Below are 24,943 nucleotides of genomic sequence, written 5' to 3'. Positions count from 1 at the left end.
AGGTTTAACCTTCTTAATACTCGATGAAAGAGTGTGTTCGGTCAATCATTAACCGGAAATTATTCAGGAGTTATTTATGTCTAACACTATCGACCTGACGCTTGATGGCCTCTCTTGCGGCCACTGCGTTAAACGCGTGAAAGAGAGCCTCGAACAACGTCCCGACGTTGAACAGGCTGATGTCACTGTTACCGAAGCCCACGTCACGGGCAGCGCCAGCGCTGAAGCCCTGATTGAGACCATCAAACAAGCCGGATACGGCGCGGAGCTCAGCCACCCAAAGGCTAAACCGCTGGCAGAATCATCAATCCCGTCGGAAGCACTGACAGCGGCCACTCCCGAGCTTCCGGCAGCCCATGACGAGGATGACAGTCAACAGCTGCTGATCAACGGCATGAGCTGCGCCAGTTGCGTTTCCCGAGTACAAAACGCGCTTGCCGCGGTGCCGGGAGTCTCACAGGCGCGGGTAAACCTGGCGGAACGCACGGCGCTGGTAATGGGCAGTGCGTCCGCCGCCGAATTAGTGCAGGCGGTGGAAAAAGCCGGCTACGGCGCGGAGGCTATCGAAGACGATCTCGAACGCCGCGAACGACAGCAGGAAACCGCCATCGCCACCATGAAACGTTTTCGCTGGCAGGCGATTGTCGCCCTGCTGGTCGGCGTACCGGTTATGGTCTGGGGCATGATCGGCGATAACATGATGGTCAGCGACGACAATCGATCGCTGTGGCTGGTCATCGGCCTTATCACCCTCGCGGTGATGGTCTTCGCAGGCGGTCACTTCTACCGCAGCGCCTGGAAAAGCCTGAAAAACGGCACCGCCACCATGGATACGCTGGTCGCCCTGGGGACTGGTGTCGCCTGGCTATATTCAATGAGCGTCAACCTGTGGCCGCAGTGGTTTCCGATGGAAGCGCGCCACCTGTATTACGAAGCCAGCGCAATGATCATTGGTCTTATCAACCTCGGCCATATGCTGGAAGCCCGCGCGCGCCAGCGCTCCTCGAAAGCGCTGGAAAAACTGCTCGACCTGACGCCGCCTTCGGCACGCGTCGTGACGCCTGAAGGCGAGAAAGATCTGCCGCTCGCGGAAGTTGAGGCGGGTATGACGCTGCGCCTGACCACTGGCGATCGCGTTCCGGTTGACGGCGTGATAAGCCAGGGCGAAGCCTGGTTTGATGAAGCCATGCTTACCGGCGAACCGGTACCGCAGCAAAAAGGCGATGGCGACGCCATTCATGCCGGTACCGTGGTGCAGGACGGCAGCGTGCTGTTTACCGCCAGCGCCGTCGGCAGCCAGACCACGCTGGCGCGGATTATTCGCATGGTGCGCCAGGCGCAAAGTAGCAAACCGGAAATCGGCCAACTGGCGGATAAAATCTCGGCGGTATTTGTTCCGGCAGTGGTAGCCATTGCGCTGATTAGCGCCGCTATCTGGTACTTCTTCGGCCCGGCGCCGCAAATCGTCTATACCCTGGTCATTGCCACCACGGTACTGATTATCGCCTGTCCATGCGCGTTAGGCCTGGCAACACCGATGTCGATTATTTCCGGCGTCGGCCGGGCGGCAGAATATGGCGTTCTGGTGCGTGACGCCGATGCTCTGCAGCGCGCCAGCGAACTCGATACGCTGGTGTTTGATAAAACCGGCACCCTGACCGAAGGCAAGCCGCAGGTGGTGGCCGTGAAAACCTTTGCAGGGGTTGATGAAACAACCGCGGTGCGTCTTGCCGCCGCGCTCGAGCAGGGTTCGAGCCATCCGCTGGCGCGGGCGATCCTTGATAAAGCCGCCGACAGCACTTTACCGGAGGTAAGCGGCTTCCGTACCCTGCGCGGGCTCGGCGTCAGCGGTGAAGCGGAAGGCCATCGACTGCTGCTCGGCAACCAGGCGCTGCTTAACGAGCAGCATATCGCCACCGCCGAGCTGGAAAGCGAGATGACGACACAGGCCTCGCGCGGCGCCACGCCGGTACTGCTGGCGATCGATGGTCAGGCCGCCGCGCTGTTCGCCATCCGCGACCCGCTACGTGAAGATAGCATCGACGCGCTGGCGCGCCTGCATCATCAGGGCTACCGGCTGGTGATGCTGACCGGGGATAACCCTACTACCGCCAATGCCATCGCCAAAGAAGCGGGCATTGATGAAGTGATAGCCGGCGTGCTGCCGGACGGCAAAGCCGATGCCATTAAACGTCTGCAGAGCGAAGGACACAAAGTGGCGATGGTCGGCGACGGTATTAACGATGCCCCGGCACTGGCGCAGGCGGATGTCGGTATCGCCATGGGCGGCGGCAGCGATGTCGCCATTGAAACCGCGGCGATCACTCTGATGCGCCATAGTCTTAACGGCGTGGCCGATGCTTTAGCGATTTCGAAGGCGACGTTACGCAATATGAAACAGAACCTGCTGGGCGCATTTGTTTATAACTCGTTAGGCATCCCGATTGCCGCTGGGATCCTCTGGCCGCTGACCGGTACCCTGCTGAACCCGGTGGTCGCCGGCGCGGCAATGGCGCTGTCGTCAATCACCGTGGTGAGTAACGCTAACCGCCTGCTGCGCTTTAAACCGAAAGAATAGGCACAGCCACAGGAAAACGGGCGCTGAGGTTACTCAGCGCCCGTTTATTTATTGGCGGCAATAAAAACCCGCGGGAAAGATGACGGCCACCACCAGATGCGCTAGCATGAATGCCTCACACTTCGGAGCGCGTATGGGCCTGTTAAACCGAATAAAAATGCTGTGGCGAGCCGCCGTCGGCTCGTCTTATTCCTGGCCTGCAATGGATATCGTCCTGCCCGGCGACCGTTATTTACACCTCGTCGGCAGCATCCATATGGGCACCCGCGACATGGCGCCGCCGCCGGCTAAGCTACTGAAAAAGATACGTCAGGCCGACGCCTTAATCGTCGAAGCAGATATCACCGGTAATGAAACGCCTTTCAGTAATCTCCCCTCTTATCCCCCGCTAGCTGAACGTCTGAGCGAAACACAATTAGCAGAATTACGCTCACGCGCCGGCGAACTGGGTTTGTCGGTCGATCTTTTCGATAGCCAGCCGCTATGGCAGGTGGCGATGGTGCTACAAGCCACCCAGGCGCAAAAGCTGGGGTTACGACCCGATTACGGCATTGATTATCAGTTGCTGATGGCTGCCCGCGAGAGCAACATAAGGGTAATGGAGCTGGAAGGCGCCGATAGCCAGATCGCGCTGTTACGCAATCTACCTGACGGCGGTAAGGCGCTGCTGGAAGATACGCTGAGCCACTGGCGCACCAACGCCCGTTTACTGCAGGTCATGATCGGCTGGTGGCTGGAACAACCGCCGTCGCGCGGCGCGGAAACGCTGCCGACGACCTTCAGCCAGTCTTTATATGATGTACTGATGCATCAGCGCAACATAGCCTGGCGCGACACGCTGCTTGCCCTGCCGCCGGGGAGTTACGTCGTCGCCGTCGGCGCGCTGCATCTGTATGGTGAAGGGAACCTGCCGGATATGTTGACGTAAAAAAATGGCCAATATTGCTATTGGCCCGTCAAAGAGGAATTTCATCATTATTATTATCCCGGGATATACATCCCGGATCGTCTGATTGTCGCTCAAAGTGACCATCACTGCCAATACTATTGCGCAAGATGGTACTATTTTTTATACAACCCTCACGCGTATGCTGGTCATACGTTAGGTCGGTTGGTAAGAAGGATTACTATGACTCCCGCCGTTAAATTACTCGAAAAAAACAAAATTACCTTTCAGATCCACAGCTACGAACACGATCCTCAAGAGACCAATTTTGGCGATGAAGTGGTTCGCAAGCTGGGGCTCAATGCGGATCAGGTTTACAAGACGCTATTAGTGGCCGTTAACGGCGATATGAAACATCTGGCGGTCGCCGTCACCCCGGTTGCCGGTCAACTGGATTTGAAAAAAGTGGCCAAAGCGCTGGGCGCCAAGAAGGTAGATATGGCCGACCCAATGGTCGCACAGCGGATCACCGGATATCTGGTCGGCGGCATCAGCCCGCTGGGGCAGAAAAAGCGTCTGCCGACGGTGATTGATGCCCCGGCGCAGGAATTTGCCACCATCTATATTTCCGGCGGCAAACGCGGGCTGGATATTGAACTGGCGGCAAGCGATCTGGCGAAGCTTCTGGACGCGAAGTTCGCCGATATCGCCCGCCGCGATTAAGCACACCGTCCCGGATAGCGGCGCACGCGCCCTATCCGGGCCCCGCTAAGCGATGGCTTACTGCCAGCTGACCTCGCCCTTCGGCTCGTAGGCCACCGCATCCAGCGGCGAGTTCTTCTCGATGTACTCTTTCAGCACCTCGGCATCGATAAAACCGGTATTTACGTATCCCGGTTTATTATCGATGTGCGGGTAGCCGTCACCGCCGGTGGCGTTAAAGCTCAGCGTCGCCATACGGTAAGTTTTCGCCGGATCAACCGGTTCACCTTTGATTTTCAGATCGTTAAGCTTGCCGTCTTTGGCAACGAAACTGACGTTGGCGAACTGCGGATAAGCGCCGGAATCCGGCTTCATCTGCGCGACGGCGGTCAGGTACTCAGTCACCTCTTTACCGCTCATATCGACGTAAGTCAGCACGTTGCCGAACGGCTGCACTTTCATCACGTCTTTATAGGTAATATCACCCGCTTCGATAGAGTCGCGAATACCGCCGCCGCTCATCACCGCGAAATCAGCATTGCTGCGCGCCATCTGCGCCGCCAGCAGCAGACGCCCCATATTGGTTTGTACGAAGCGAACTTTGCTGCGATCGCCTTCAAGATGGCCGTTGACGCTGCCTATTTTCACCTGTAACTGCGCCTTGCCTTTATTCTGGAACGGCGTTAACAGCGAGAGCATCTGAGGGTTTTCAGCAATTTGCGGCGTATACAATACGCGCTCGCTCTGACCGTTATCCCAGGTCACTTTCTTCTTCAGGTTGACCGGGATTAGCTGATAGTGCACCAGCTTCATCTCACCGTTGCGGAATTCAAAATCGGCGCGGCCGACATATTTTCCCCACTCGTGAGCCTGCACGATCCAGATGCCATTCTGGCGATCCGGCGCGCACGGGGTTCCGGGGACATAATCGACCTGCTTTTTATTCTCCGACGCCATGCATACCGGATCCTGCGAGTGGCCGCCGACGATCATCGCCAGCGATCCCGCAGGTAGGCTCCGCGCCATTTCAACGTCGCCCGGCGCGTTAGAGCCGTGATTGCCGTTGTCATAGTGGCCCATGTGGGTGGTCGCCAGAATCACGTCCGGCTTTTCATTTTGCTGTAATTCCTGGATAACCAGCTTGGCTTCTGCCGCCGGATTACGGAATTCGATATCGGTGAAATATTCCGGGTTGCCGATTTTCGCCGTATCATCGGTGGTTAAGCCAATCACCGCAATCTTCAGCCCGCCGCGCTTAAACAGCGCCCAAGGTTTAAACAGGCGTTCGCCGGTGCTTTTCTGATAGATATTGGCCGACAGGAACGGGAACTTCGACCACTTCTCCTGCTGGCGCAGCACGCTGAGTGGGTTATCAAACTCATGGTTGCCGACCGCCATGGCATCGTAACCTATCAGGTTCATGCCGCGAAAATCAGGTTCTGCATCCTGTAAATCGGATTCCGGCACCCCGGTATTGATATCGCCGCCGGACAGCAGCAGGACGCTACCGCCTTCGGCCGCCACCTCTTTGCGGATACCGTCCACCAGCGTCTTCTGCGCCGCAAGGCCATATTCGCCATAATCGTTGCGCCAGAAATGACCGTGGTGGTCGTTGGTGTGCAGGATGGTGATTTTATAGGTTTTGCCCTGCTCATAGGCCTGCGCTGACAGGCTTCCCAGCGATAAGGCGGCGAATAACGCCAGCGCCACGCCGCGTTTTAAATAATGCATGTTTCACTCCCTGACTTAATAACAAGTGCCGAAAGTATAGCGAGTCAGTCGCTTTGACAAATATGTTTTCAGAATTGCGACTTCCTTCAAACCTTAGGGACAGGTATGTTAGTCGGATAATAATTCAACCTGCATTCTCTACAACAAATAGAACTCGCTGAAGTGAACCTATGACAACCAACCAATCCGCTCAGTCCTTACCCGGTACCGGCGCGCCGCCGCAAAAAGCGCGCACCTCATTTGGCATCCTGGGGGCAATCAGCCTCTCCCATCTGCTAAACGACATGATCCAGTCGCTCATCCTGGCGATTTATCCGCTGCTGCAGGCGGAATTCTCGTTAACTTTCGTGCAGATCGGCATGATCACCCTCACCTTCCAGCTGACGTCATCGCTTTTCCAGCCGGTGATTGGCTACATCACCGATAAACGCTCGATGCCGTGGTCATTACCGGTGGGGATGTGTTTCACCCTCTGCGGCTTAATTCTGTTAGCGCTGGCCGGCAGCTTCGGCATGGTGCTGCTGGCCGCTGCGCTTGTCGGCACCGGCTCTTCGGTCTTCCATCCGGAATCCTCACGCGTGGCGCGGATGGCTTCCGGCGGCCGTCACGGTCTGGCGCAATCACTATTCCAGGTTGGCGGCAACTTCGGCAGCTCGCTGGGGCCGCTGCTGGCGGCGGTGATCATCGCTCCCTACGGCAAAGGCAACGTCGCCTGGTTCGTGCTGGCCGCGCTGCTGGCGATCGTCGTGCTGTCGCAAATCAGCCGCTGGTACGCCGCGCAACACCGGATGAATAAAGGCAAACCGAAGCCGGTTATCGTTAATCCGCTGCCGCGTAACAAGGTCATCCTTGCCGTCTGCATCCTGTTAATGCTGATTTTCTCCAAATACTTCTACATGGCGAGCATCAGTAGCTATTACACCTTTTATCTTATGCATAAGTTCGGATTATCGGTGCAAAACGCCCAACTTCACTTGTTCGCCTTCCTGTTTGCAGTAGCCGCAGGTACGGTGATTGGCGGGCCTATTGGCGATAAGATAGGTCGTAAATATGTGATTTGGGGCTCTATCCTCGGTGTGGCGCCATTTACCCTTATTTTACCGTACGCATCGCTGGAATGGACCGGGATCCTGACGGTGATAATTGGTTTTATCCTCGCATCAGCCTTTTCCGCTATCCTGGTCTATGCCCAGGAGCTGTTGCCGGGGAGAATCGGTATGGTTTCCGGCCTGTTCTTCGGATTCGCGTTTGGCATGGGCGGCCTTGGCGCCGCGGTATTGGGGTTGTTAGCCGACCATACCAGTATCGATCTGGTCTATAAAATCTGTGCTTTCCTGCCGCTTCTTGGCATTCTGACGATATTCCTGCCTAATAACCATCAAAAAGCCTGAGTATCTGGCGGCCAAAGTGAAAGTTTGGCCGCCGCAATCCCTTATCCCATCAGCATTACGCCGCCATGACCTGCCGCCATTTTCCTGTCTGTGCTTTTTTCTGCCGTAATTCCAATTTTTCGCAAATTTCAATAATTATTCATAAACAAAACGAGCAAAAGTGTCATAAACTATTAATCGGTTTTTTGCTTTAAGTAGCGAAAATGGATCGGCTCACCACACGCAAGGAGACGGAATGCATCACGCAACACCGCTAATCACCACCATTGTCGGCGGCCTTGTGCTCGCCTTTATTCTCGGCATGATTGCCAATAAGCTACGTATTTCTCCACTGGTAGGATATTTATTAGCGGGCGTGCTGGCCGGTCCATTTACTCCTGGTTTTGTTGCGGATACCAAGCTTGCGCCTGAACTGGCCGAACTTGGCGTCATCTTGCTGATGTTTGGCGTCGGGCTGCACTTTTCGCTGAAAGATCTCATGGCGGTAAAGTCGATAGCCATTCCCGGAGCCATCGCCCAGATAGCCGTGGCGACGCTGCTCGGGATGGCGCTCTCTTCCCTGCTCGGCTGGTCGCTGATGACCGGCATCGTTTTTGGCCTGTGTCTTTCCACCGCCAGCACCGTGGTGTTGCTGCGCGCGCTGGAGGAACGGCAGCTTATTGATAGCCAGCGTGGGCAAATCGCCATCGGCTGGCTGATCGTTGAAGATTTAGTGATGGTACTGACGCTGGTGCTGCTGCCCGCTATCGCAGGAATGGTGGAAAAAGGCGATGTTGGGCTGGTATCGCTGGCGCTCGATATGGGTATTACCATCGGTAAAGTCGTCGCCTTTATTGCCATTATGATGCTGGTGGGCCGCCGTCTGGTGCCGTGGATCATGTCGCGCAGCGCGGCAACCGGCTCTCGCGAACTGTTTACCTTGTCGGTACTGGCGCTGGCGCTCGGCATCGCCTTCGGCGCCGTTGAGCTGTTCGACGTCTCCTTCGCACTGGGCGCATTCTTCGCCGGGATGGTGCTTAACGAATCCGAACTCAGCCACCGCGCCGCTCACGATACGCTGCCGCTGCGCGACGCCTTCGCGGTGCTGTTCTTTGTCTCCGTCGGGATGCTATTTGACCCGATGATCCTGGTCGAACAGCCGCTGGCGGTGCTGGCGACGCTGGCGATTATCATCTTTGGTAAATCCGCCGCCGCTTTCTTCCTGGTACGTATGTTCGGTCACTCGCCGCGTACCGCCCTGACCATCGCCGCCAGCCTGGCGCAAATCGGGGAATTCGCCTTTATTCTTGCCGGTCTCGGCATGGCGCTGGATCTGCTGCCGCAGGCCGGGCAGAACCTGGTGCTGGCCGGGGCGATAATTTCGATTATGCTCAACCCGGTGCTGTTTACCCTGCTGGAAAAATATCTCGATAAAACCGAAACGCTCGACGAACAGACGCTGGAAGAGGTGCTGGAAGACGAAAAACAGGTGCCGGTGGATATCTGCAACCATGCGCTGCTGGTCGGCTTCGGCCGCGTCGGCAGCCTGCTTGGCGAGAAACTGATGGCCCAGGGGATCCCGCTGGTAGTAATTGAAACCTCCCGCACCCGCGTGGATGAGCTGCGTGAGCGCGGCATCAGCGCCGTGTTGGGCAATGCCGCCAACGAAGAGATCATGAATCTGGCGCATCTCGACTGCGCCCGCTGGCTGCTGCTGACCATTCCTAACGGCTATGAAGCCGGTGAAATTGTCGCCTCAGCGCGGGAAAAATGCCCGAACATTGAGATTATCGCCCGCGCCCATTACGACGATGAGGTCGATTATATTACCGAACGCGGAGCCAATCAGGTGGTGATGGGGGAACGCGAAATCGCACGGGCGATGTTACGTCTGCTGGAAACGCCGCCGGCTGGCGAGATTGTTACCGGTTGATACGACGCCCCGCTCGCGGGGCGTACTCTTATCCACGGGATTAACGGTCCCAGTAGGCCTCTTCCAGACTATCTTCCCGCTCCGGCAGGCCGCGCGTTAAACGCGGCGAATGCTGATTCAGCACCTGATAGCTGACGCGGTTGGCGTATTTGCACACCTGCGCCAGCGATGAGTAGGTCAGCCATTTGCATTTATGTTTGCTGGAGTTCGGCACGTTATTACGATGGTAGTTATTGGCGGTGATATCATGCAACAACGCCGCCAGCGCGCCGTCGCCTGCGCCATTGGTGTTCATGATCTTCTCCGGGCCGCCCATATAAGGCGCGATGTGCGAATAGATACGCAGCGGATTAACACAATCCTGATGGCGCATCGCGCGGCTGAATTCATACTGGTTGAACTCGGCTATCGCCCCCGGCAGAAGTGGATGCTGCGTTTTACGCTTCGCTTCCTCTTCGGTGAAGCTCGCCATATAGAGACCCGCCGGTCCTGCGGTACACAGCACCAGGTCGACCCAGTCCAGCGCTTTATCCGCCGCGGTGAGCGGGTCGGCGATACCGGTCAGCGCTTCCGCTTCTTCTTCATTCATCGCCAGAATCGAAACGTGTTCCTTGAGGAACTGCTGCCACCATTGCGGGTTGTCGGCAATCACGTATTTCGTTCCCAGCGTCAGCACCACCGGCACGTCATGCTTTTTGGCATACTCAATGGCTTTCATCGTCGCGTCCGGCATCGGCTCGCCCGGCTTACAGCGCACAAGGTAGGAGGTCAGCACCAGCGCGGAAGCGCCGGCAATCACCTCTTCCGGGATGCTTTCCGGACGCAGCTTGTTCATGTGGCCTGGACTGATGGCAAAGGTACGTTCGCCGCTATCGCTAATCAGCGTAAAACAGCGGCCAATGGCGCCATCGACGCCCTGCAGGTAGTTGAGATCGGTACGGCTGGAAGTATTGCACAGGTAGCGATAAGCGTAGCCGCCGATCTCAATGTTGCTGCACATCACGCCGAGCAGCACCGAGCGGTCGTCCGCCAGCACCGAATAATTGTGCATGGTATTGCCAATGGTGCCGCCGGCAAATTGATGGGTGATCAGGCCGTCGCGTACCAGTTCCTGATACAGCGCTTCGGCGACATCATCTTCAATCACCAGCGAATGACCGGCGCTCAGGCCGTAGCGTACGATAAACGCCTCATCCACTTTCGCTTCGATATCCACCAGCGTCTGGTCGATGCCAACCACCCAGGAGACGTTGGACTCATTTTCTGGCTGAATTTGTTGCAGCAGCGGATCGCGAGCGCTAACGGGGAAATAGTGTTTAGATTTGCGTTTACCGGGAAATTTCATAGTGGCGATTTAATGACAGGGAACAAGCGGGGAATAGTAGCATATTCCCCGCCACGCGCGCGATCAGCGATACGACGCGGTCAGGTTCACCATCATCTCAATATGCGCAGGATCGGCATTAAGCGCCGGAATATACTCATATTGCTTACCGCCGGCCTCAAGGAAAATTTCCCGGTTCTGCACCGCGATTTCTTCCAGCGTTTCCAGACAGTCGGCGGAGAAGCCCGGACAGATAACCTGAACGTGCTTTGTGCCCTTCTCGCCGAGCATTTTTAGCGTTTCGTCGGTGTACGGCGTCAACCAGGGTTCACGGCCAAAGCGCGACTGGAAGGTCATCATCACCCGCTCCGGCGGCAGCCCGAGCACTGAGACCAGCTCGCGGGTCGTTACCCGGCAGCGCTGCGGGTAATCATCACCCTCATGGGCGTAGCGTTGCGGTATACCGTGATAGGAGAGCAGCAGCACATCCGGTTCGCCGTGAACGGCAAACGAAGCGCGCACGCTGGCCGCCAGCGCGTGGATATAGTCAGCGTCATCGGCATAGTCGCGAATAAACGAAACGCCCGGGATGGCGCGCTTTTTCGCGAGGATCCGCGCCAGTTCATCCCATACCGCCGCCACGGTAGAACACGAATATTGCGGATACAGCGGCAATACCACGATATGGTCAACGTCCTGAGCCAATAGCTCATCGACAGCGCTTGCCAGCGACGGCGAGCCATAGCTCATCCCCAGGGCCACCGGGACATCCGGTAATCTGGCCGCCAGCGCCTGCTGCTGCTGACGGCTATACACCATCAACGGCGAGCCTTCCGCCATCCATACGGACTGATAGAGCTTCGCCACGCGGGGAGCGCGAATCGGCAGTATGATGCCGCGCAGCAGCGGCCACCACAGCAGACGAGGCGTATCCACTACCCGTTTGTCGCTAAGAAATTGTCGCAGATAGCGCTTCACCGCATCGGGCGTGGGCGCATCGGGAGTGCCTAAATTGGCTAGCAAAATACCTGTTTTCGTCTGATGCATTACCGCCTCTTAACCATTTGAATCGCTGACAATTGTAGCGTAAATGGCGTTAAACGGAACCAATCATAGCAAAAGGTAGAAATGAGAGGTGTTCTCATCCTGCCGCAGCAGGATGAGAAAGGGCTTAATTAGCCGAGGATTTTTTCCAGATCGGCGCGCACGTCTGCCACCGCTTTGGTGCCGTCGACTTTCGCGTACTGGGTGTTACCCGCTTGCGCTTCTTTCTGATAGTAGCCGATCAGCGGCGCAGTCATCTGATGGTATTCCACCAGACGCTTACGTACGGTCTCTTCCTGATCGTCTTTACGGGTGGTCAGCTCTTCGCCGGTCACATCGTCTTTACCTTCCACCTTCGGCGGGTTGAATTTAATGTGATAGACACGGCCGGAAGCAGCGTGTACGCGGCGGCCTACGATACGATCGACGATCAGTTCGTCCGGTACCGCGAACTCCAGAACGTAGTCAACGGCGATGCCGGCTTCTTTCATGGCGTCAGCCTGCGGGATAGTGCGCGGGAAGCCGTCCAGCAGGAAACCGTTACGGCAATCTTCCTGGGCGATACGCTCTTTCACCAGCGCGATGACCAGCTCATCGGTAACCAGTTTGCCGGCGTCCATAATGTCTTTCGCTTGTTTACCGAGCTCGGAGCCGGATTTTACCGCGGCGCGCAGCATGTCGCCGGTGGAGATTTGCGGAATACCGTATTTCTCCATGATGAACTGAGCCTGAGTTCCTTTACCCGCGCCCGGAGCGCCAAGCAGAATAATACGCATTACGAAAATCCCCTCAAATGTCGTTTCAATTTTTCAAAAAACGCTAAACCATACCACCAGAACGGCCATGGCTCAAGGAAGGCGGTGCGGCTGAAACGGTTAATGGTGAGATATTTTACGGTTGAGGAAGATTAAGGCCCTCACCCCGGCCCTCTCCCGCAGGGAGAGGGAGAAAAGCCCCTCTGCGGCGAGCAGTCCCCTCTCCCTTTAGGGAGAGGGTTAGGGTGAGGGTAAAGCTTAGGATGCCAACAGTTGGTTCATACGACGGATGAACTGGTTAGGATCCTCCAGCGTACCGCGTTCCGCCAGCAGCGCCTGATCCAGCAGCAGCTCAACCCACTCGCCAAACTGCGCGTCGTCCTGGGTATCGGCGGCGCGTTTCACCAGCGGATGCGCCGGGTTCAGCTCGAAGATGTACTTCACTTCCGGCGCCGCCTGACCGGCAGCGGCGAACAGCTTCGCCATCTGGGTGCTCATTTCGTCGGCATCGGTGGTGACAATCGCCGGAGTGTCGGTCAGACGATGCGTCAGACGCACCTCTTTCACGCGCTCGCCAAGCAGACCTTTCACGCGCTCAACGAACGGCTCCAGCGCTTTTTCAGCTTCTTTGGCGGATTCGTCAACTTCGTCCGCCAGTTTCTCCAGCGACTCGTCGGCTTTGGCGACCGACTGGAACGCCTTGCCGTCGAACTCGGTCAGGTAGCTCATCATCCACTCGTCAATGCGATCGGACAGCAGCAGAACTTCGATACCTTTCTTACGCAGCAGCTCGAGATGCGGGCTGCTCTTCGCCGCCGCATAGCTGTCGGCGGTGATGTAGTAGATCTTCTCCTGCCCTTCTTTCATGCGCGAGACGTACTCTTCCAGCGACACGGTCTGCGCGGAAGAATCGGTATGAGTAGTGGCGAAGCGCAGCAGCTTAGCAATGGCTTGCTGGTTGGAGGCATCTTCCGCCGGGCCTTCTTTCAGCACCAGGCCGAACTGTTTCCAGAAGGTCTGATATTTTTCGGCGTCGTCTTTCGCCAGCTTTTCCAGCATCTGCAGCACGCGTTTGGTCAGCGCGGTACGCAGGTTGCGGGTGACGTTGCTATCCTGCAGGATTTCACGCGACACGTTCAGCGGCAGGTCGTTGGAGTCTATCAGGCCGCGCACGAAACGCAGGTAGTTCGGCATAAACTGCTCGGCGTCATCCATGATGAAGACGCGCTGCACGTACAGCTTCAGGCCGTGCTTATGATCGCGGTTCCACATATCCCATGGCGCCTGCGACGGAATATACAGCAGGCTGGTATACTCCTGCTTACCTTCGACGCGGTTGTGGCTCCAGGTCAGCGGATCGCTGAAATCATGGGCAATATGCTTATAGAATTCTTTGTATTCGTCATCGCTGACTTCAGACTTGCTGCGGGTCCACAGCGCCTGCGCCTTGTTGATTTTCTCCCACGAAATAACGGTTTCGCCGTCCACTTCTTCGCGTTTTTCAATCTCAACCGGCAGCGCGATATGATCAGAATATTTGCTGATGATCGAGCGCACGCGCCAGTCGTTGAGGAAGTCGTCTTCGCCTTCACGCAGATGCAGCGTAATTTCAGTTCCGCGATCGGCTTTGGTGATATCGGCAACGGTATATTCGCCTTCGCCAGCGGATTCCCAGAACACGCCGTTCTCCGGCTTGTCGCCCGCGGCGCGGGTGCGCACGGTGACTTTGTCGGCAACGATAAAGGCCGAATAGAAGCCGACGCCGAACTGGCCGATCAGCTGGCTGTCTTTCGCCTGATCGGAGCCCATCGATTCGAGGAACGCCTTGGTGCCGGATTTGGCGATGGTGCCGAGATGGTCAATAACCTCATCGCGGTTCATACCAATACCGTTATCGGCGATAGTCAGCGTGCGGTTGTCTTTATCAAACGATACGCGTACGCGCAGCTCGCCGTCGCCTTCATACAGATCCGGCTGGGACAGCGCGCGGAAACGCAGCTTATCCGCCGCATCCGAGGCGTTAGAAATGAGCTCGCGCAGGAAGATTTCTTTGTTGGAATAAAGAGAATGGATCATCAGGTGCAGAAGCTGTTTCACTTCTGACTGGAAACCACGGGTTTCTTGTCCTTTCATGTAAGTCGACCTCAACAATGCCATTTATTATTAATGGAAATAACGTGTTGGGGAGGAGATGGGGATAGGTGCGAGATTTTTCAAGCGGAGGCGGCGAACGCAGCCTCCATTTGTTCAGAAAATAATCTTGTGACGCCCGGCCAGTGAGTGCGACAGCGTGGTGCCGTCGACCATTTCCAGCTCGCCGCCAACCGGTACGCCGTGGGCGATGCGGCTGGCGTCAACGCCATACTGCGCGCAGAGCTCAGCGATGTAGTTGGCCGTCGCCTCGCCTTCAACCGTTGGGTTGGTGGCGAGGATCAGCTCGCTGATTGACTCGGCTTCAAGACGTTGTTCAAGACGATCGAGCCCGATGTCATCCGGCCCGATGCCGTCAAGCGGCGACAGGTGGCCCATCAGCACGAAGTAGCGGCCGGAATACTGCCCGGTCTGCTCAATGGCGTAGATGTCCGCTGGACTCTCCACCACGCAGATCTGACCGTTTTCCTTGCGACGCGGATTGCTGCAAATATTGCACACCTCCTGCTCGGTGAAGGTGCGGCAATCGGCGCAGTGGCCGATTTCCGACATTGCGCGCGTCAGCGCCTGCGCCAGACGCATACCGCCGCTGCGATCGCGCTGCAGTAGCGTAAACGCCATGCGCTGCGCCGACTTGGGGCCAACGCCCGGCAGACAGCGAAGCGCTTCCATAAGCTGAGTTAACAGCGGGCTGGTTTGCATCAGAACGGCATCTTGAAGCCTGGCGGCAGCTGCATGCCGGCAGAAACGGAGGCCATTTTCTCTTTCTGGGTCTCTTCAATGCGGCGCGCAGCGTCGTTGAACGCAGCAGCCACCAGATCTTCCAGCATCTCTTTGTCGTCTTCCAGCAGGCTTGGGTCGATTTCCACGCGACGGCAGTTATGCGCGCCGTTGATGGTCACTTTTACCAGACCCGCGCCGGACTCACCGGTCACTTCCAGCTGCGCGATCTCTTCCTGCATTTTCTGCATTTTGTCTTGCATCTGCTGGGCCTGTTTCATCAGGTTACCCAGGCCGCCTTTTCCACCAAACATAGGCTTCTCTCTCAGTAAGTCATCGTTAAGGGTACTGAACGCCAGTCAGACTGGCGATCAAATGGGGCGGATACTCTCTTCATCCAGATCGGCGTCGAAGAATCTTCGCAGGGTCTGAACGTTGTTATCCGCAATAATTGCCTCGCGCGCCTGCGCGAGCTTCTCTTCATAAATTGCCTGTCGCCACTCCAGCGGCGTGCGCATCGCCGAATTATCGTCTTCAACGATGGTCAATTCAACCGGCGCGCCGTACAACACGCCCAGCGCTTCGGCCAGTTTTTGCTGCGCGCCGGCGGAGTTGAGATGGCGCTGACTCGGGCGCAGATGCAGGCAAATGCGGTTGCCGTCCTGCTCTTTCCACGCGTTCAGCGCGACCTGCTCAACCAGTTTCGGTACCGCCAATTGGCTCACTTCCGCCGCCCAGCTATCGCGCTCGACCGCTTCCACGGCCAGTTTCGCCGCCAGCTCCGGCGTTTTTTCATGCTCCAGCGCTTTTTTCAACGCTTTTGGCGTGGCGACTTCGACTTTGGTCTCTTCAATCGGAGCCGTCGATTTCCAGCGATAGGCTTCTTTTTTCGCCGGGGCCTGCTCAAGCGCGGCCGCAGCCGGACGAGCCTGTACGCGCTCGGTAATCGAACTCAGTCGTTCCAGCGCAGCGTTATTCACCGGCCGCGCGCGGGATGCGGCTGCCGGTTCACTCTTTTTTGGGGTGGTTGCTCCCGGGGTTCGCTGCAGCCGACTACGCGCCGCCAGCACCTGGCTGGTGCTTTGCGGTAGATTCTGCGGCGGCGCTGATGGCGACGATACGGGCGGTGCCGCTTGTTGTACCGGCGCAGAGGTTGGAACCTGAACGGGCTTCACTTCCGGCTCCGGCAGCGGCTGACGCGGATGGAAAGCCAGCGCGCGCAGCAGCGTCATTTCAACTCCCATACGCCGGTCCGGCGCATAAGGCAGCTCTTTGCGGCCAATCAGCAGCGTCTGATAGTAAAGCTGCACATCAGCCGGCGGTACGGTACGAGCCAGCTCGCGCATTCGTAGCTCGACGGCGGCCATATCCGCCCCCAGCGCCGATGGCGAGAGCTGGACCATCGCGATACGGTGCAGCAGGCTTTGCATTTCCACCAGCAGCGCTTCCCACTCAACGCCGCGCGCGGCGGCGTCGCTGACGCCTGCCATCACGCGCTCGCCGTCGGCGGCCACCAGCGCTTCTATCAAGGATAGCGCCTGATCGTCATCGAGGGTGCCGAGCATTTCGCTGACGGACTGCGCGCTTAAGCGGCCATCGCCGCTGGCGATGGCCTGATCGGTCAGGCTTAACGCATCGCGCAGGCTGCCATCCGCGGCGCGCGACAGCAGCTGCAGCGCGCGCGGCTCAAACGCGATCTGCTCTTCGCCAAGTATGTGTTCAAGCTGATGGCGGATCTGTTCGACATCCAGCGCCTTGAGGTGGAACTGCAGGCAGCGGGATAAAATCGTCACCGGCAGCTTTTGCGGATCGGTGGTCGCCAGCAGGAATTTGACGTGCGCGGGCGGCTCCTCCAGCGTTTTTAATAACGCGTTGAAGCTGTGGCGCGACAGCATATGCACTTCATCGATCAGGTAGACCTTGAAGCGGCCGCGGGCCGGCGCGTACTGGACGTTGTCAAGCAGATCGCGGGTATCTTCCACTTTGGTGCGCGAGGCGGCATCGATCTCGATCAGATCGACAAAGCGGCCTTGTTCTATTTCGCGACAGTTATCGCAGACGCCGCACGGCGTCGCGGTAATACCGCTTTCGCAGTTTAACCCCTTCGCCAACAGCCGGGCGATGGAAGTTTTCCCTACTCCGCGGGTACCGGAAAAGAGATATGCGTGATGGATGCGCCCTAACGATAAGCCGTTCGCCAGTGCGGTCAGCACATGTTCCTGGCCGACGACGTCAGCAAAGGTTTGTGGGCGCCATTTACGGGCTAAGACCTGATAACTCATGGGCTGGCTCTGAAACGCTGGAAGGTGAATTCACGAGGGGGTAATGCTATCACAGCCCCGCCGGATCGGCGAGGCTATGTGTCGGGATTTGCTTAGTGGCCCGGGAAAGGCACCAGGCTAAAGCAATTGATGCCCAGTTTTTCCAGGCGCTGTTCGCCGCCCAGATCGAAAAGATTGATAATAAAAGCGGCATCGTGAACTTCGCCGCCCAGGCGACGAATCAGCTTCACGGTGGCGTCAATGGTGCCGCCGGTCGCCAGCAGGTCATCAACGACCAGCACTTTATCGCCTTTTTTGATGGCATCAACGTGGATTTCCAGCTGATCGGTGCCATATTCAAGCTCATAGCTTTCGGCGATGGTTTCGCGCGGCAACTTGCGCGGCTTACGAACCGGAACAAAGCCAACGCCCAGCGCCAACGCAACCGGGGCGCCGAACAGAAAACCACGCGCTTCGGTCCCCACCACTTTGGTGATACCGGCGTCTTTATAACGCTCGGTTAGCAGTTCAATGCTAAGCGCATAGGCTTTAGGGTCTTCCAGCAAGCTGGTGACATCGCGGAAAAGGATGCCCGGTTTCGGATAATCCTGGACGCTTTGGATGCTGTTTTTCAGATATTCAAGCTGCTGTGCAGTTGCGGTCATAAGTGTATGCCTGATTGAAACGGTGTTACCCACGGGCGTGCAAAATGGGCCAAAGAAACATTTGTTTAACCTTTGACCAGGCTTACCCGCGCTCGAAAACGCCAGAATTTACTGGCTGTCGCCAACAATTGCAACAGGCATTATTGCGCATCAGTGCTTTTGTTGCTTTGCGTCAACCACCGGAATGCGCCACATAAATATCAGCAGGCAGGCGAGGATTGCCAGCAACAGGATGCGCACCCACATAAGCTTAACCAGCCACAGAGAAATGGCAAAGGTCAGTAAAATCATGATAATGGCTCGCGGCTTGGCCCCCGGCGGCATCGCCCGGTACTGCTGCCAGTGGCGAAGATAGCCGCCAAACCACGAGCGATACAGCAGCCAGTGGTGAAAGCGCGGCGACGAGCGGGCAAAACACCATGCGGCGAGCAGGATAAATGGCGTTGTCGGTAACAGCGGTAAGAAGACGCCCAGCGTCCCCAGCACTACCGCCAGCCAGCCAATGATGATTAAAATAATACGTGGCATAATGCGAATCGTTATCAAGCAGATGTCGCTACTGTAGCACAGTTGCTGAGTAGGGAATGGAGGAGTTATTTGAAAACAACCCGGCTTTTACAAACGCTGAAAAGTCAGCTGGCCGAGCTGGCGCTTCAGGTGGCGCCGCTGTCCAGCCACGCTACGCTGAGCCCGCGTTTCGACCGCCAGCTGTTCCGTACCCGCGACACGCAGATGCAGGCGTATCTCGACGAAGCGCGGCACAATCTCGCCGAACTCCAGCATGCCGTTGAGCATCAGCATCTGCCCCAGGTCGCCTGGCTCGCCGAGCGGCTGGTGGCGCAAATTGCCGCCATTAGCCGTGAGACGGCGACCTGGTCGTTACGCCAATGGGACAGCGCCTCGCCGACGCTAAACCGCTGGCAACGCCGCCGCCTGCAGCACCAGGAGTATGAGCGCCGCCTGTTGGCGATGCGCAACGATCGTCAACGTCAGCTGGCGTCGGCAACAACCCTTGCTGAACAGCAACAGCTAACGAAAGAGGTCGAGGCCTATGCCGGGCGCCTGGCCCGCTGTCGCGATGCGCTGGAAAAAATTGAAAACGTACTGGCGCGTTTAACGCGCTAACAGGAGAGGATTATGTCGCTGGAAAATGCACCGGACGAGGTCAAACTGGCCGTCGATTTAATCATGTTGCTGGAGGAAAACCGGGTCAGCGCAAAAACGGTGCTGGGAGCGTTGGATATTATTAAGCGCGACTATGAAAACAAACTGAAAAATGCCCAACCTGACGCGCCTTTGTCAGAAGAATAAAACGAATCGGGGCGGCATATGCCACCCCGATTAGCGATTATACGACGCCTGGCGCCGTATCATCCCCTTTATTATCGCGCTTCACTTCCGTCACTTCATCTCCCTTCTCGTTACGCAGATGAACTTCCAGCTGGTTGAAGGCAATATCGATATTGTTTTCACGGCACAGGCGATCGATCGAGCGGTTAAGTTCGTCCACCGCGTAGCTGCGATCGCGCAGTTCACGCACGTAGAGGCGCAGTTCATGATCCAGCGTGCTGGCGCCGAAGGTGGTAAAGAAGACCGACGGCGCCGGTTCCTGCATCACTTTCGGATGTTCATGCGCCGCCTGCAGCAGCACTTCTTTAACTTTATCGAGATCGGATCCATAAGCCACGCCCAGGCGAATCACCACGCGGGTGATGGTATCGGAGAGCGACCAGTTGATCAGCCGTTCCGTCACGAAGGCCTTGTTCGGAATAATCACCTCTTTGCGATCGAAATCGGTGATGGTCGTCGCGCGGATACGGATCTTACTGACGGTGCCTGAGAAGGTACCGATAGTGACCGTATCGCCGATACGCACCGGGCGTTCGAAGAGAATGATCAGGCCGGAGACGAAGTTACCGAAGATCTCCTGTAAGCCGAAACCTAAACCAACCGACAGCGCCGCGGCCAGCCACTGCAATTTATCCCACGACACGCCTAACGAGCCGAATACCGTCATCGCGCCGATGGCGATAATCGCGTAGTTGAGGATCGTCGTTATCGCATAGGAAGCGCCCTGGCGCATATTAAGACGCGACAGCACCAGCACTTCCAGCAGGCCCGGTAAGTTACGGATCAGCGCCCAGGCGACCATCGAGGCGACAATCGCAAACAGCAGGCTGCCCATGGTCACGCTTTTCACCACGCTGGCCCCGGCTTCAGTGCCGTTGTAGTGCCAGAGCGTAATGCTGTCGAGATAGGCGAACACGGTTATCAGATCGGACCAAATCGCCCAGAACAGCACCGCGAACAGCGCCACCATCACCAGCATGGTGATACGCAGCGTTTGCTGGTTAACCTGTTCGAGCGCGATCGTTGGCTCTTCCTGCGGTTCAGCGCCTTCCGCCCCTTCTTTCACCAGATGCTGGCGACGCGCCAGCGCCCGGCGCCAGGCAATACGTCGCGCCGCTACGCTCAGGCCGCGCAGCACGGTCTGGTACAGCAGGTTCCACATCATTACCAGATAGACGGTCTCAATCCAGCGGCCAGCCAGACGCAGCGTGGTATAGAAGTAACCGGTCGCCGTGAGGACCATCAGCGCGACGGGTACAATCGACAGCACGGTCACCGTCAGCAGGCGTAGGCTGTGCGACTCTTTGTCACGCCAGCTTTCGCGGCACATCGGCCACACCAGCACCGCAATCAGCAGCAGGTTGACGAAGATAACAAACTGCCCAAGTACATCGTCCATCAAATTAAGCGGAGAGAGCTCAGAAACAACCGACCAGAAATTCAGCGGCAGCAGCGCCAGGCTGACGCGGACGATCTGCCGCCGCCAGTGGCTGGTCAGCTGCGCGGGCATATTGAAATGCTTCACCGCCACGCCATCTTTTTCCAGTACCTTCCAGCACAGGCCGAACACCAGCCAGAACATCGCCAGCTTCTTACTGTAAGCCCACAGCAGGTTGCTGACATTCAGCTGCATGGTCAGCAGGATAAGCCCGACGGCGAGGATGAGCAGCACCACCGGCAGCGCTCTGATCAAATCAATCAGGATCGCTTTTGGCGTGTTGAGCTGGGTATCGTTGCGTAACTGACCTACCTGAGAGGCCAGCTTCGCCTGGTAATCACGCAGCCACTGCAGGCGCCAGCGGATGAGACCGGCAATCAGCAGCAGCGGCAGCCCGGCAAGGAACGCGATAAACACCGCCGGCCAGGCTTTTTCCCAGTTGACGGTGATTTTCATCGATTTGAACTGGCCTTTCAGCGCTTCCGGGAAGGATTTAATCCACTCCCAATCCATCGGCTTATTGCTGTTCACCCAGAAAATCTGCTGGGTCAGAATTGATTTCAGATTGCTGGAGACGCTCATCAACTGCTGCTGGTTAATCTGCAGGTTGATGGCCATCATCAGCTGGTTCCCCAGCTGTTTGTTAAACTGGTCGAGCAATTCACGGCGCATGTCCACAACCTCCAACAGGGCGGCGTGAACCTCCGGCGTGACTTCGCTGCTATGGCCCTCTTCCAGTTTTGCCACGAAGGCATCGCTCTGGAATAACGCATCGCGCTGCTGGTTAACTTCAAACTGCTCCAGGCGTAGGTCGGCGATGCGGTTGGTCATATCCTGCAGCTCATCCGCTGATGGCAACGTTTGCTGCTGCTGATAAAGGATACGCGACAGCAGCAGGCTGCCTTTCAATACGGAAATCTGCTCTTTGATATCGCGTTCGGACTGCAGCGCGCGGTCGAGCCAGTTTTTGACTCTGATATTACGCTGCACCAGCTGGTTGCCGTTTTCGGTCGCCTGAATCAGCTTTTCGCTGAGCTGGTGGTTGACATCAAGCTCCTGCTTAACCAGCGGATTATTTTGGATCCGCGTAGTCTCCTCCGGCGAGACCGCTTCCTGAGCGGTTTTCTCGGTGAGCGTCAGTCGCTTGCTGTTCACCGCTTCCTGTAAGAGCTGCAACTGATGTTCCAACCGGTTGCTATGGGCGGTGACGTAGTCGCGCTGTTTCTGCAGCGTATCCTGCAGAACGGTATTGCCTTCCAGGCTCTTACGCTGCTGTTCGATCTCCGCATTCAGTAACGCCTGCTGCGCCAGCAGCAACCCCTGCTGCGTCGGGCGCAACGTCTCTTCGCCCGGCGCGGTGCCGTTGAGGCGGTTACGAATTTGCTGTAATTGCTGAGAGGCAGAATACATCGCGTTCTGCACGCGCTCCGGCTGAGTCTGCAGCGAAACTAATTGGCTGTTGTAGGTCGCCAGATCGTTCTGCGCGCTTTGCAGATCGTCGAGCGCCTGGGACACGCGCGACTCAAGCTGTCGCAGCGACAACGTGCTCAGAGTTTTACGGGTGACTTCATCATCAGGAACGTCGCTCAGCGCATTCAGACTGTCTACCGCCTGACGCATTTTCGCCGGCGCCTGTTCAACCTGCTGACGCAGTTGAACGGTTTCAGACTTTATACGTTCAATCTTATCGAGCGTTTCTAAAGTCTGAGTCAGGTCCTGCTGAACTAATTTTTCCTGCGGCGTGAGTTCTTTTTGCTTATTTAGCGTAGTGAGCTGGCTTTGAATGTCAGAACGGTCAGGTAAATCTGCAGCCTGAACCTGGCTGAAGCTCAGAGTGCCAACTATAAGGACCAGTGCAAAGACAATGGTGGAAATAGCATGAGGCCAACGATTTGTATGCTGCATAGTATTAACATGAATGGTTGCAAATGCCGGAGAATACCGGGGGTCGTCGCAGCGCGCAGAATAGCACTTCTCCCTGCACACGAATAGCGGCAGAGATAAGTAAAATTTACCTTTATTTACTGCTGGTCGTCAGGCCACAATTGCAGACGGGCTACGCAACGATGGACAGGTTTGGTACATCTCAATGAGCGTGTCTACATAAGCGCGGGCTTCCGCATGGAGATTAAAGGTCTCGGGCGCAAAGAGCCAATTTTCCATTAATCCGGAAAGATAACTGCGCATCAGAATTGCCGCACGGCGAGTGAGTAAATTCGCAGGTAATTGTTGAGCAGTGATACACTCTTTTAATGTTTGCTCAATACGATCGTAGCTTTCAAGCCATAAACTGCGCTGTGCTTGTTGGACAACGGCCATTTCTCCGACAAATTCGCATTTATGGAAGATGATTTCCATCATCAGGCGTCTACGTTCCTCTACTACCGTCGCTTCGAGGATATAGACCAGTATTTCGCGAACAACTGACAGTGGATCGTTAGGGAATTTTGCCCGATACTCAACTTCGAGATCGCTAATGCTGGCGTCAGAGAGACTCCATATTTCATTAAACAGATCGGATTTGTTTTTGAAATGCCAGTAAATCGCGCCCCTGGTCACTCCGGCAGCTTTTGCAATCGCGGCCAACGAGGTAGATGATACGCCTTGCTGCGAAAACAAACGCAGGGCAACGTCAAGAATCAGTTGCCGGGTTTCAAGTGCCTGTTGTTTGGTTTTTCGTGCCATAGGTTGATGACTTTACAGAGGTTGCGTTTACATACATTTGTGAATGTATGTACCATAGCATGACCATAATAGAAAGACTGAAGTGGGTTTGTGGACGTTTGAGCCACTGAAAATTTGAAATTGGACACTCGAGGTTTACATATGAACAAAAACAGAGGGTTAACGCCTCTGGCGGTCGTTCTGATGCTCTCAGGCAGCTTAGCGCTAACAGGATGTGACGATAAACCGGCTCAACAAGGAGCCCAGCAAATGCCGGAAGTCGGTATTGTCACGCTCAAATCCGCACCTCTACAAATCACCACTGAACTTCCTGGTCGTACCAATGCTTATCGTGTCGCAGAAGTCCGTCCTCAGGTAAGTGGCATTATTCTGAAACGTAACTTCACTGAAGGCAGCGATATTCAGGCGGGGGTGTCTCTTTATCAGATCGATCCGGCAACCTATCAGGCAAGCTATGAAAGCGCCAAAGGCGACTTAGCGAAAGCCCAGGCCGCCGCAAACATCGCTCAGTTGACGGTTAAACGCTACCAGAAACTGGTTGGTACCAAATACATCAGCCAACAAGAATATGATTCAGCCGTTGCCGATGCTCAGCAAAGCAACGCCGCCGTCGTTGCCGCCAAGGCTGCTGTTGAAACTGCGCGTATCAATCTGGCTTATACTAAAGTGACTTCGCCAATCAGCGGACGCATCGGTAAATCTACGGTCACCGAAGGCGCGCTGGTGCAAAACGGGCAAACCACCGCGCTGGCTACCGTTCAGCAGTTGGATCCTATCTATGTTGACGTTACCCAATCGAGCAACGATTTCCTGCGTCTGAAACAGGAACTGGCGAACGGTAAACTGAAGCAGGAAAACGGTAAGGCCAAAGTCGAACTGGTCACCAATGACGGCCTGAAGTACCCGCAAGAGGGTACGCTGGAATTCTCCGATGTTACCGTTGACCAGACCACCGGTTCTATCACGCTGCGCGCTATCTTCCCGAACCCGGACCACACTCTGCTGCCAGGGATGTTCGTCCGCGCACGTCTGGAAGAAGGTATTAACCCGGATGCGCTGCTGGTTCCACAACAGGGCGTTACCCGTACCCCGCGCGGCGATGCCAGCGTAATGGTGGTCGGCGAAGGCGACAAAGTTGAAGTTCGCCAGGTCACCGCAACTCAGGCTATCGGCGATAAGTGGTTAGTGACCGAGGGTCTGAAATCAGGCGATCGCGTGATCGTCGCTGGCCTGCAAAAAGTCAAACCAGGCGTACAGGTAAAAGCGCAGGAAGTAGCTTCAGACAACCAACAGCAAACCGCCGGCAACGCGAACGCTCAGTCTGAACAAACCAAGTCTTAACTTAAACAG

The 24,943-nt window shown here is 56.4% G+C and carries 20 protein-coding genes and 1 other annotated feature; of the genes, 8 read left to right on the top strand and 12 right to left on the bottom strand.

Translation table 11 applies throughout. From position 1 onward, the window contains the following. Positions 1-76: 76 nt before the first annotated feature. The 3 genes from copA (at position 77) to ybaK (ending at position 4,187) form a co-directional block, all read left to right on the top strand. Positions 77-2,578 (top strand): copper-exporting P-type ATPase CopA, encoded by a 2,502-nt coding sequence (copA, locus tag ABLV17_RS05855; RefSeq protein WP_348854136.1) that lies wholly within the window; start codon positions 77-79, stop codon positions 2,576-2,578. Between the two features lie 133 nt (positions 2,579-2,711). Next, a complete protein-coding gene (locus ABLV17_RS05850; protein WP_348854135.1) occupies positions 2,712-3,506 on the top strand; it encodes a TraB/GumN family protein in 795 nt (264 codons plus the stop codon). A gap of 201 nt (positions 3,507-3,707) precedes the next feature. Further along, positions 3,708-4,187: a Cys-tRNA(Pro)/Cys-tRNA(Cys) deacylase YbaK gene (gene ybaK, locus ABLV17_RS05845; protein ID WP_015367897.1), complete on the top strand. Its 480-nt coding sequence runs from the start codon at positions 3,708-3,710 to the stop codon at positions 4,185-4,187. A 57-nt stretch (positions 4,188-4,244) separates the two neighbouring features. Here ybaK and ushA read toward each other — a convergent pair whose 3' ends face one another. Beyond that, a complete protein-coding gene (gene ushA, locus ABLV17_RS05840; protein WP_348854134.1) occupies positions 4,245-5,897 on the bottom strand; it encodes a bifunctional UDP-sugar hydrolase/5'-nucleotidase UshA in 1,653 nt (550 codons plus the stop codon). 170 nt (positions 5,898-6,067) lie between these two features. Between ushA and ABLV17_RS05835 the strand changes: the two genes are divergently transcribed. Together ABLV17_RS05835 and ybaL are read left to right on the top strand one after the other, a co-directional pair. Further along, positions 6,068-7,288 carry an MFS transporter gene (locus tag ABLV17_RS05835; protein WP_348854133.1) on the top strand — a complete coding sequence of 407 codons (1,221 nt, stop codon included), beginning with the start codon at positions 6,068-6,070 and terminating at the stop codon, positions 7,286-7,288. Positions 7,289-7,523: 235 nt separating this feature from the next. Beyond that, the gene (gene ybaL, locus ABLV17_RS05830) at positions 7,524-9,200 is read left to right on the top strand and encodes a YbaL family putative K(+) efflux transporter (RefSeq protein ID WP_348854132.1); all 1,677 of its coding nucleotides are present in this window, start codon (positions 7,524-7,526) and stop codon (positions 9,198-9,200) included. A gap of 40 nt (positions 9,201-9,240) precedes the next feature. Here ybaL and ABLV17_RS05825 read toward each other — a convergent pair whose 3' ends face one another. From ABLV17_RS05825 to ABLV17_RS05785, 9 genes are all read right to left on the bottom strand, one after another. Continuing rightward, positions 9,241-10,545 (bottom strand): inosine/guanosine kinase, encoded by a 1,305-nt coding sequence (locus tag ABLV17_RS05825; RefSeq protein ID WP_015367902.1) that lies wholly within the window; start codon positions 10,543-10,545, stop codon positions 9,241-9,243. Between the two features lie 63 nt (positions 10,546-10,608). After that, positions 10,609-11,571 carry a ferrochelatase gene (hemH, locus tag ABLV17_RS05820; protein WP_087860353.1) on the bottom strand — a complete coding sequence of 321 codons (963 nt, stop codon included), beginning with the start codon at positions 11,569-11,571 and terminating at the stop codon, positions 10,609-10,611. A 128-nt stretch (positions 11,572-11,699) separates the two neighbouring features. Next, positions 11,700-12,344 carry an adenylate kinase gene (gene adk, locus ABLV17_RS05815; RefSeq protein WP_015367904.1) on the bottom strand — a complete coding sequence of 215 codons (645 nt, stop codon included), beginning with the start codon at positions 12,342-12,344 and terminating at the stop codon, positions 11,700-11,702. Positions 12,345-12,581: 237 nt separating this feature from the next. Then, positions 12,582-14,456, bottom strand: coding sequence for a molecular chaperone HtpG (gene htpG, locus ABLV17_RS05810; RefSeq protein WP_045393519.1), 1,875 nt, complete (start codon positions 14,454-14,456; stop codon positions 12,582-12,584). Between the two features lie 114 nt (positions 14,457-14,570). Beyond that, positions 14,571-15,176 (bottom strand): recombination mediator RecR, encoded by a 606-nt coding sequence (gene recR / locus ABLV17_RS05805; RefSeq protein ID WP_113373763.1) that lies wholly within the window; start codon positions 15,174-15,176, stop codon positions 14,571-14,573. Further along, entirely contained in the window at positions 15,176-15,508 is a 333-nt protein-coding gene (locus ABLV17_RS05800) for a YbaB/EbfC family nucleoid-associated protein (RefSeq protein WP_008805448.1), read from the bottom strand. Before ABLV17_RS05800 ends, recR begins: the two co-directional genes overlap by 1 nt. 57 nt (positions 15,509-15,565) lie before the next feature. Continuing rightward, a complete protein-coding gene (gene dnaX, locus ABLV17_RS05795) occupies positions 15,566-17,476 on the bottom strand; it encodes a DNA polymerase III subunit gamma/tau (protein WP_213317120.1) in 1,911 nt (636 codons plus the stop codon). Continuing rightward, positions 16,169-16,233 (bottom strand) — a sequence feature (DnaX frameshifting element). (Overlaps the previous gene by 65 nt.) A 92-nt stretch (positions 17,477-17,568) precedes the next feature. Beyond that, on the bottom strand, positions 17,569-18,120 hold the full coding sequence (gene apt, locus ABLV17_RS05790) for an adenine phosphoribosyltransferase (RefSeq protein WP_047076200.1): 552 nt from the start codon (positions 18,118-18,120) through the stop codon (positions 17,569-17,571). A 150-nt stretch (positions 18,121-18,270) separates the two neighbouring features. Continuing rightward, on the bottom strand, positions 18,271-18,648 hold the full coding sequence (locus ABLV17_RS05785; RefSeq protein WP_015704615.1) for a DUF454 family protein: 378 nt from the start codon (positions 18,646-18,648) through the stop codon (positions 18,271-18,273). Between the two features lie 69 nt (positions 18,649-18,717). Between ABLV17_RS05785 and priC the strand changes: the two genes are divergently transcribed. Continuing rightward, positions 18,718-19,245 carry a primosomal replication protein N'' gene (gene priC / locus ABLV17_RS05780; protein WP_348854131.1) on the top strand — a complete coding sequence of 176 codons (528 nt, stop codon included), beginning with the start codon at positions 18,718-18,720 and terminating at the stop codon, positions 19,243-19,245. Between the two features lie 12 nt (positions 19,246-19,257). Then, positions 19,258-19,431 (top strand): pleiotropic regulatory protein RsmS, encoded by a 174-nt coding sequence (gene rsmS, locus ABLV17_RS05775; RefSeq protein WP_015704613.1) that lies wholly within the window; start codon positions 19,258-19,260, stop codon positions 19,429-19,431. A 37-nt stretch (positions 19,432-19,468) separates the two neighbouring features. On the opposite strand, the gene mscK is transcribed toward rsmS, so the two are convergent. Together mscK and acrR are read right to left on the bottom strand one after the other, a co-directional pair. Beyond that, on the bottom strand, positions 19,469-22,813 hold the full coding sequence (gene mscK, locus ABLV17_RS05770; protein WP_348854130.1) for a mechanosensitive channel MscK: 3,345 nt from the start codon (positions 22,811-22,813) through the stop codon (positions 19,469-19,471). 129 nt (positions 22,814-22,942) lie between these two features. After that, positions 22,943-23,593, bottom strand: a complete 651-nt coding sequence (gene acrR, locus ABLV17_RS05765; protein WP_045393528.1) for a multidrug efflux transporter transcriptional repressor AcrR — start codon at positions 23,591-23,593, stop codon at positions 22,943-22,945. A gap of 141 nt (positions 23,594-23,734) precedes the next feature. Between acrR and acrA the strand changes: the two genes are divergently transcribed. Then, positions 23,735-24,934 carry a multidrug efflux RND transporter periplasmic adaptor subunit AcrA gene (gene acrA, locus ABLV17_RS05760; RefSeq protein ID WP_087860356.1) on the top strand — a complete coding sequence of 400 codons (1,200 nt, stop codon included), beginning with the start codon at positions 23,735-23,737 and terminating at the stop codon, positions 24,932-24,934. Positions 24,935-24,943 lie beyond the last annotated feature (9 nt).

The organism is Klebsiella sp. CN_Kp091 (genome assembly GCF_040065095.1).
In the GTDB taxonomy this organism is placed as follows: Bacteria; Pseudomonadota; Gammaproteobacteria; order Enterobacterales; family Enterobacteriaceae; genus Klebsiella; species Klebsiella aerogenes.
Note: the sequence above shows the minus strand (reverse complement) of the source record. Positions and strands in the feature narration are given on the sequence as shown.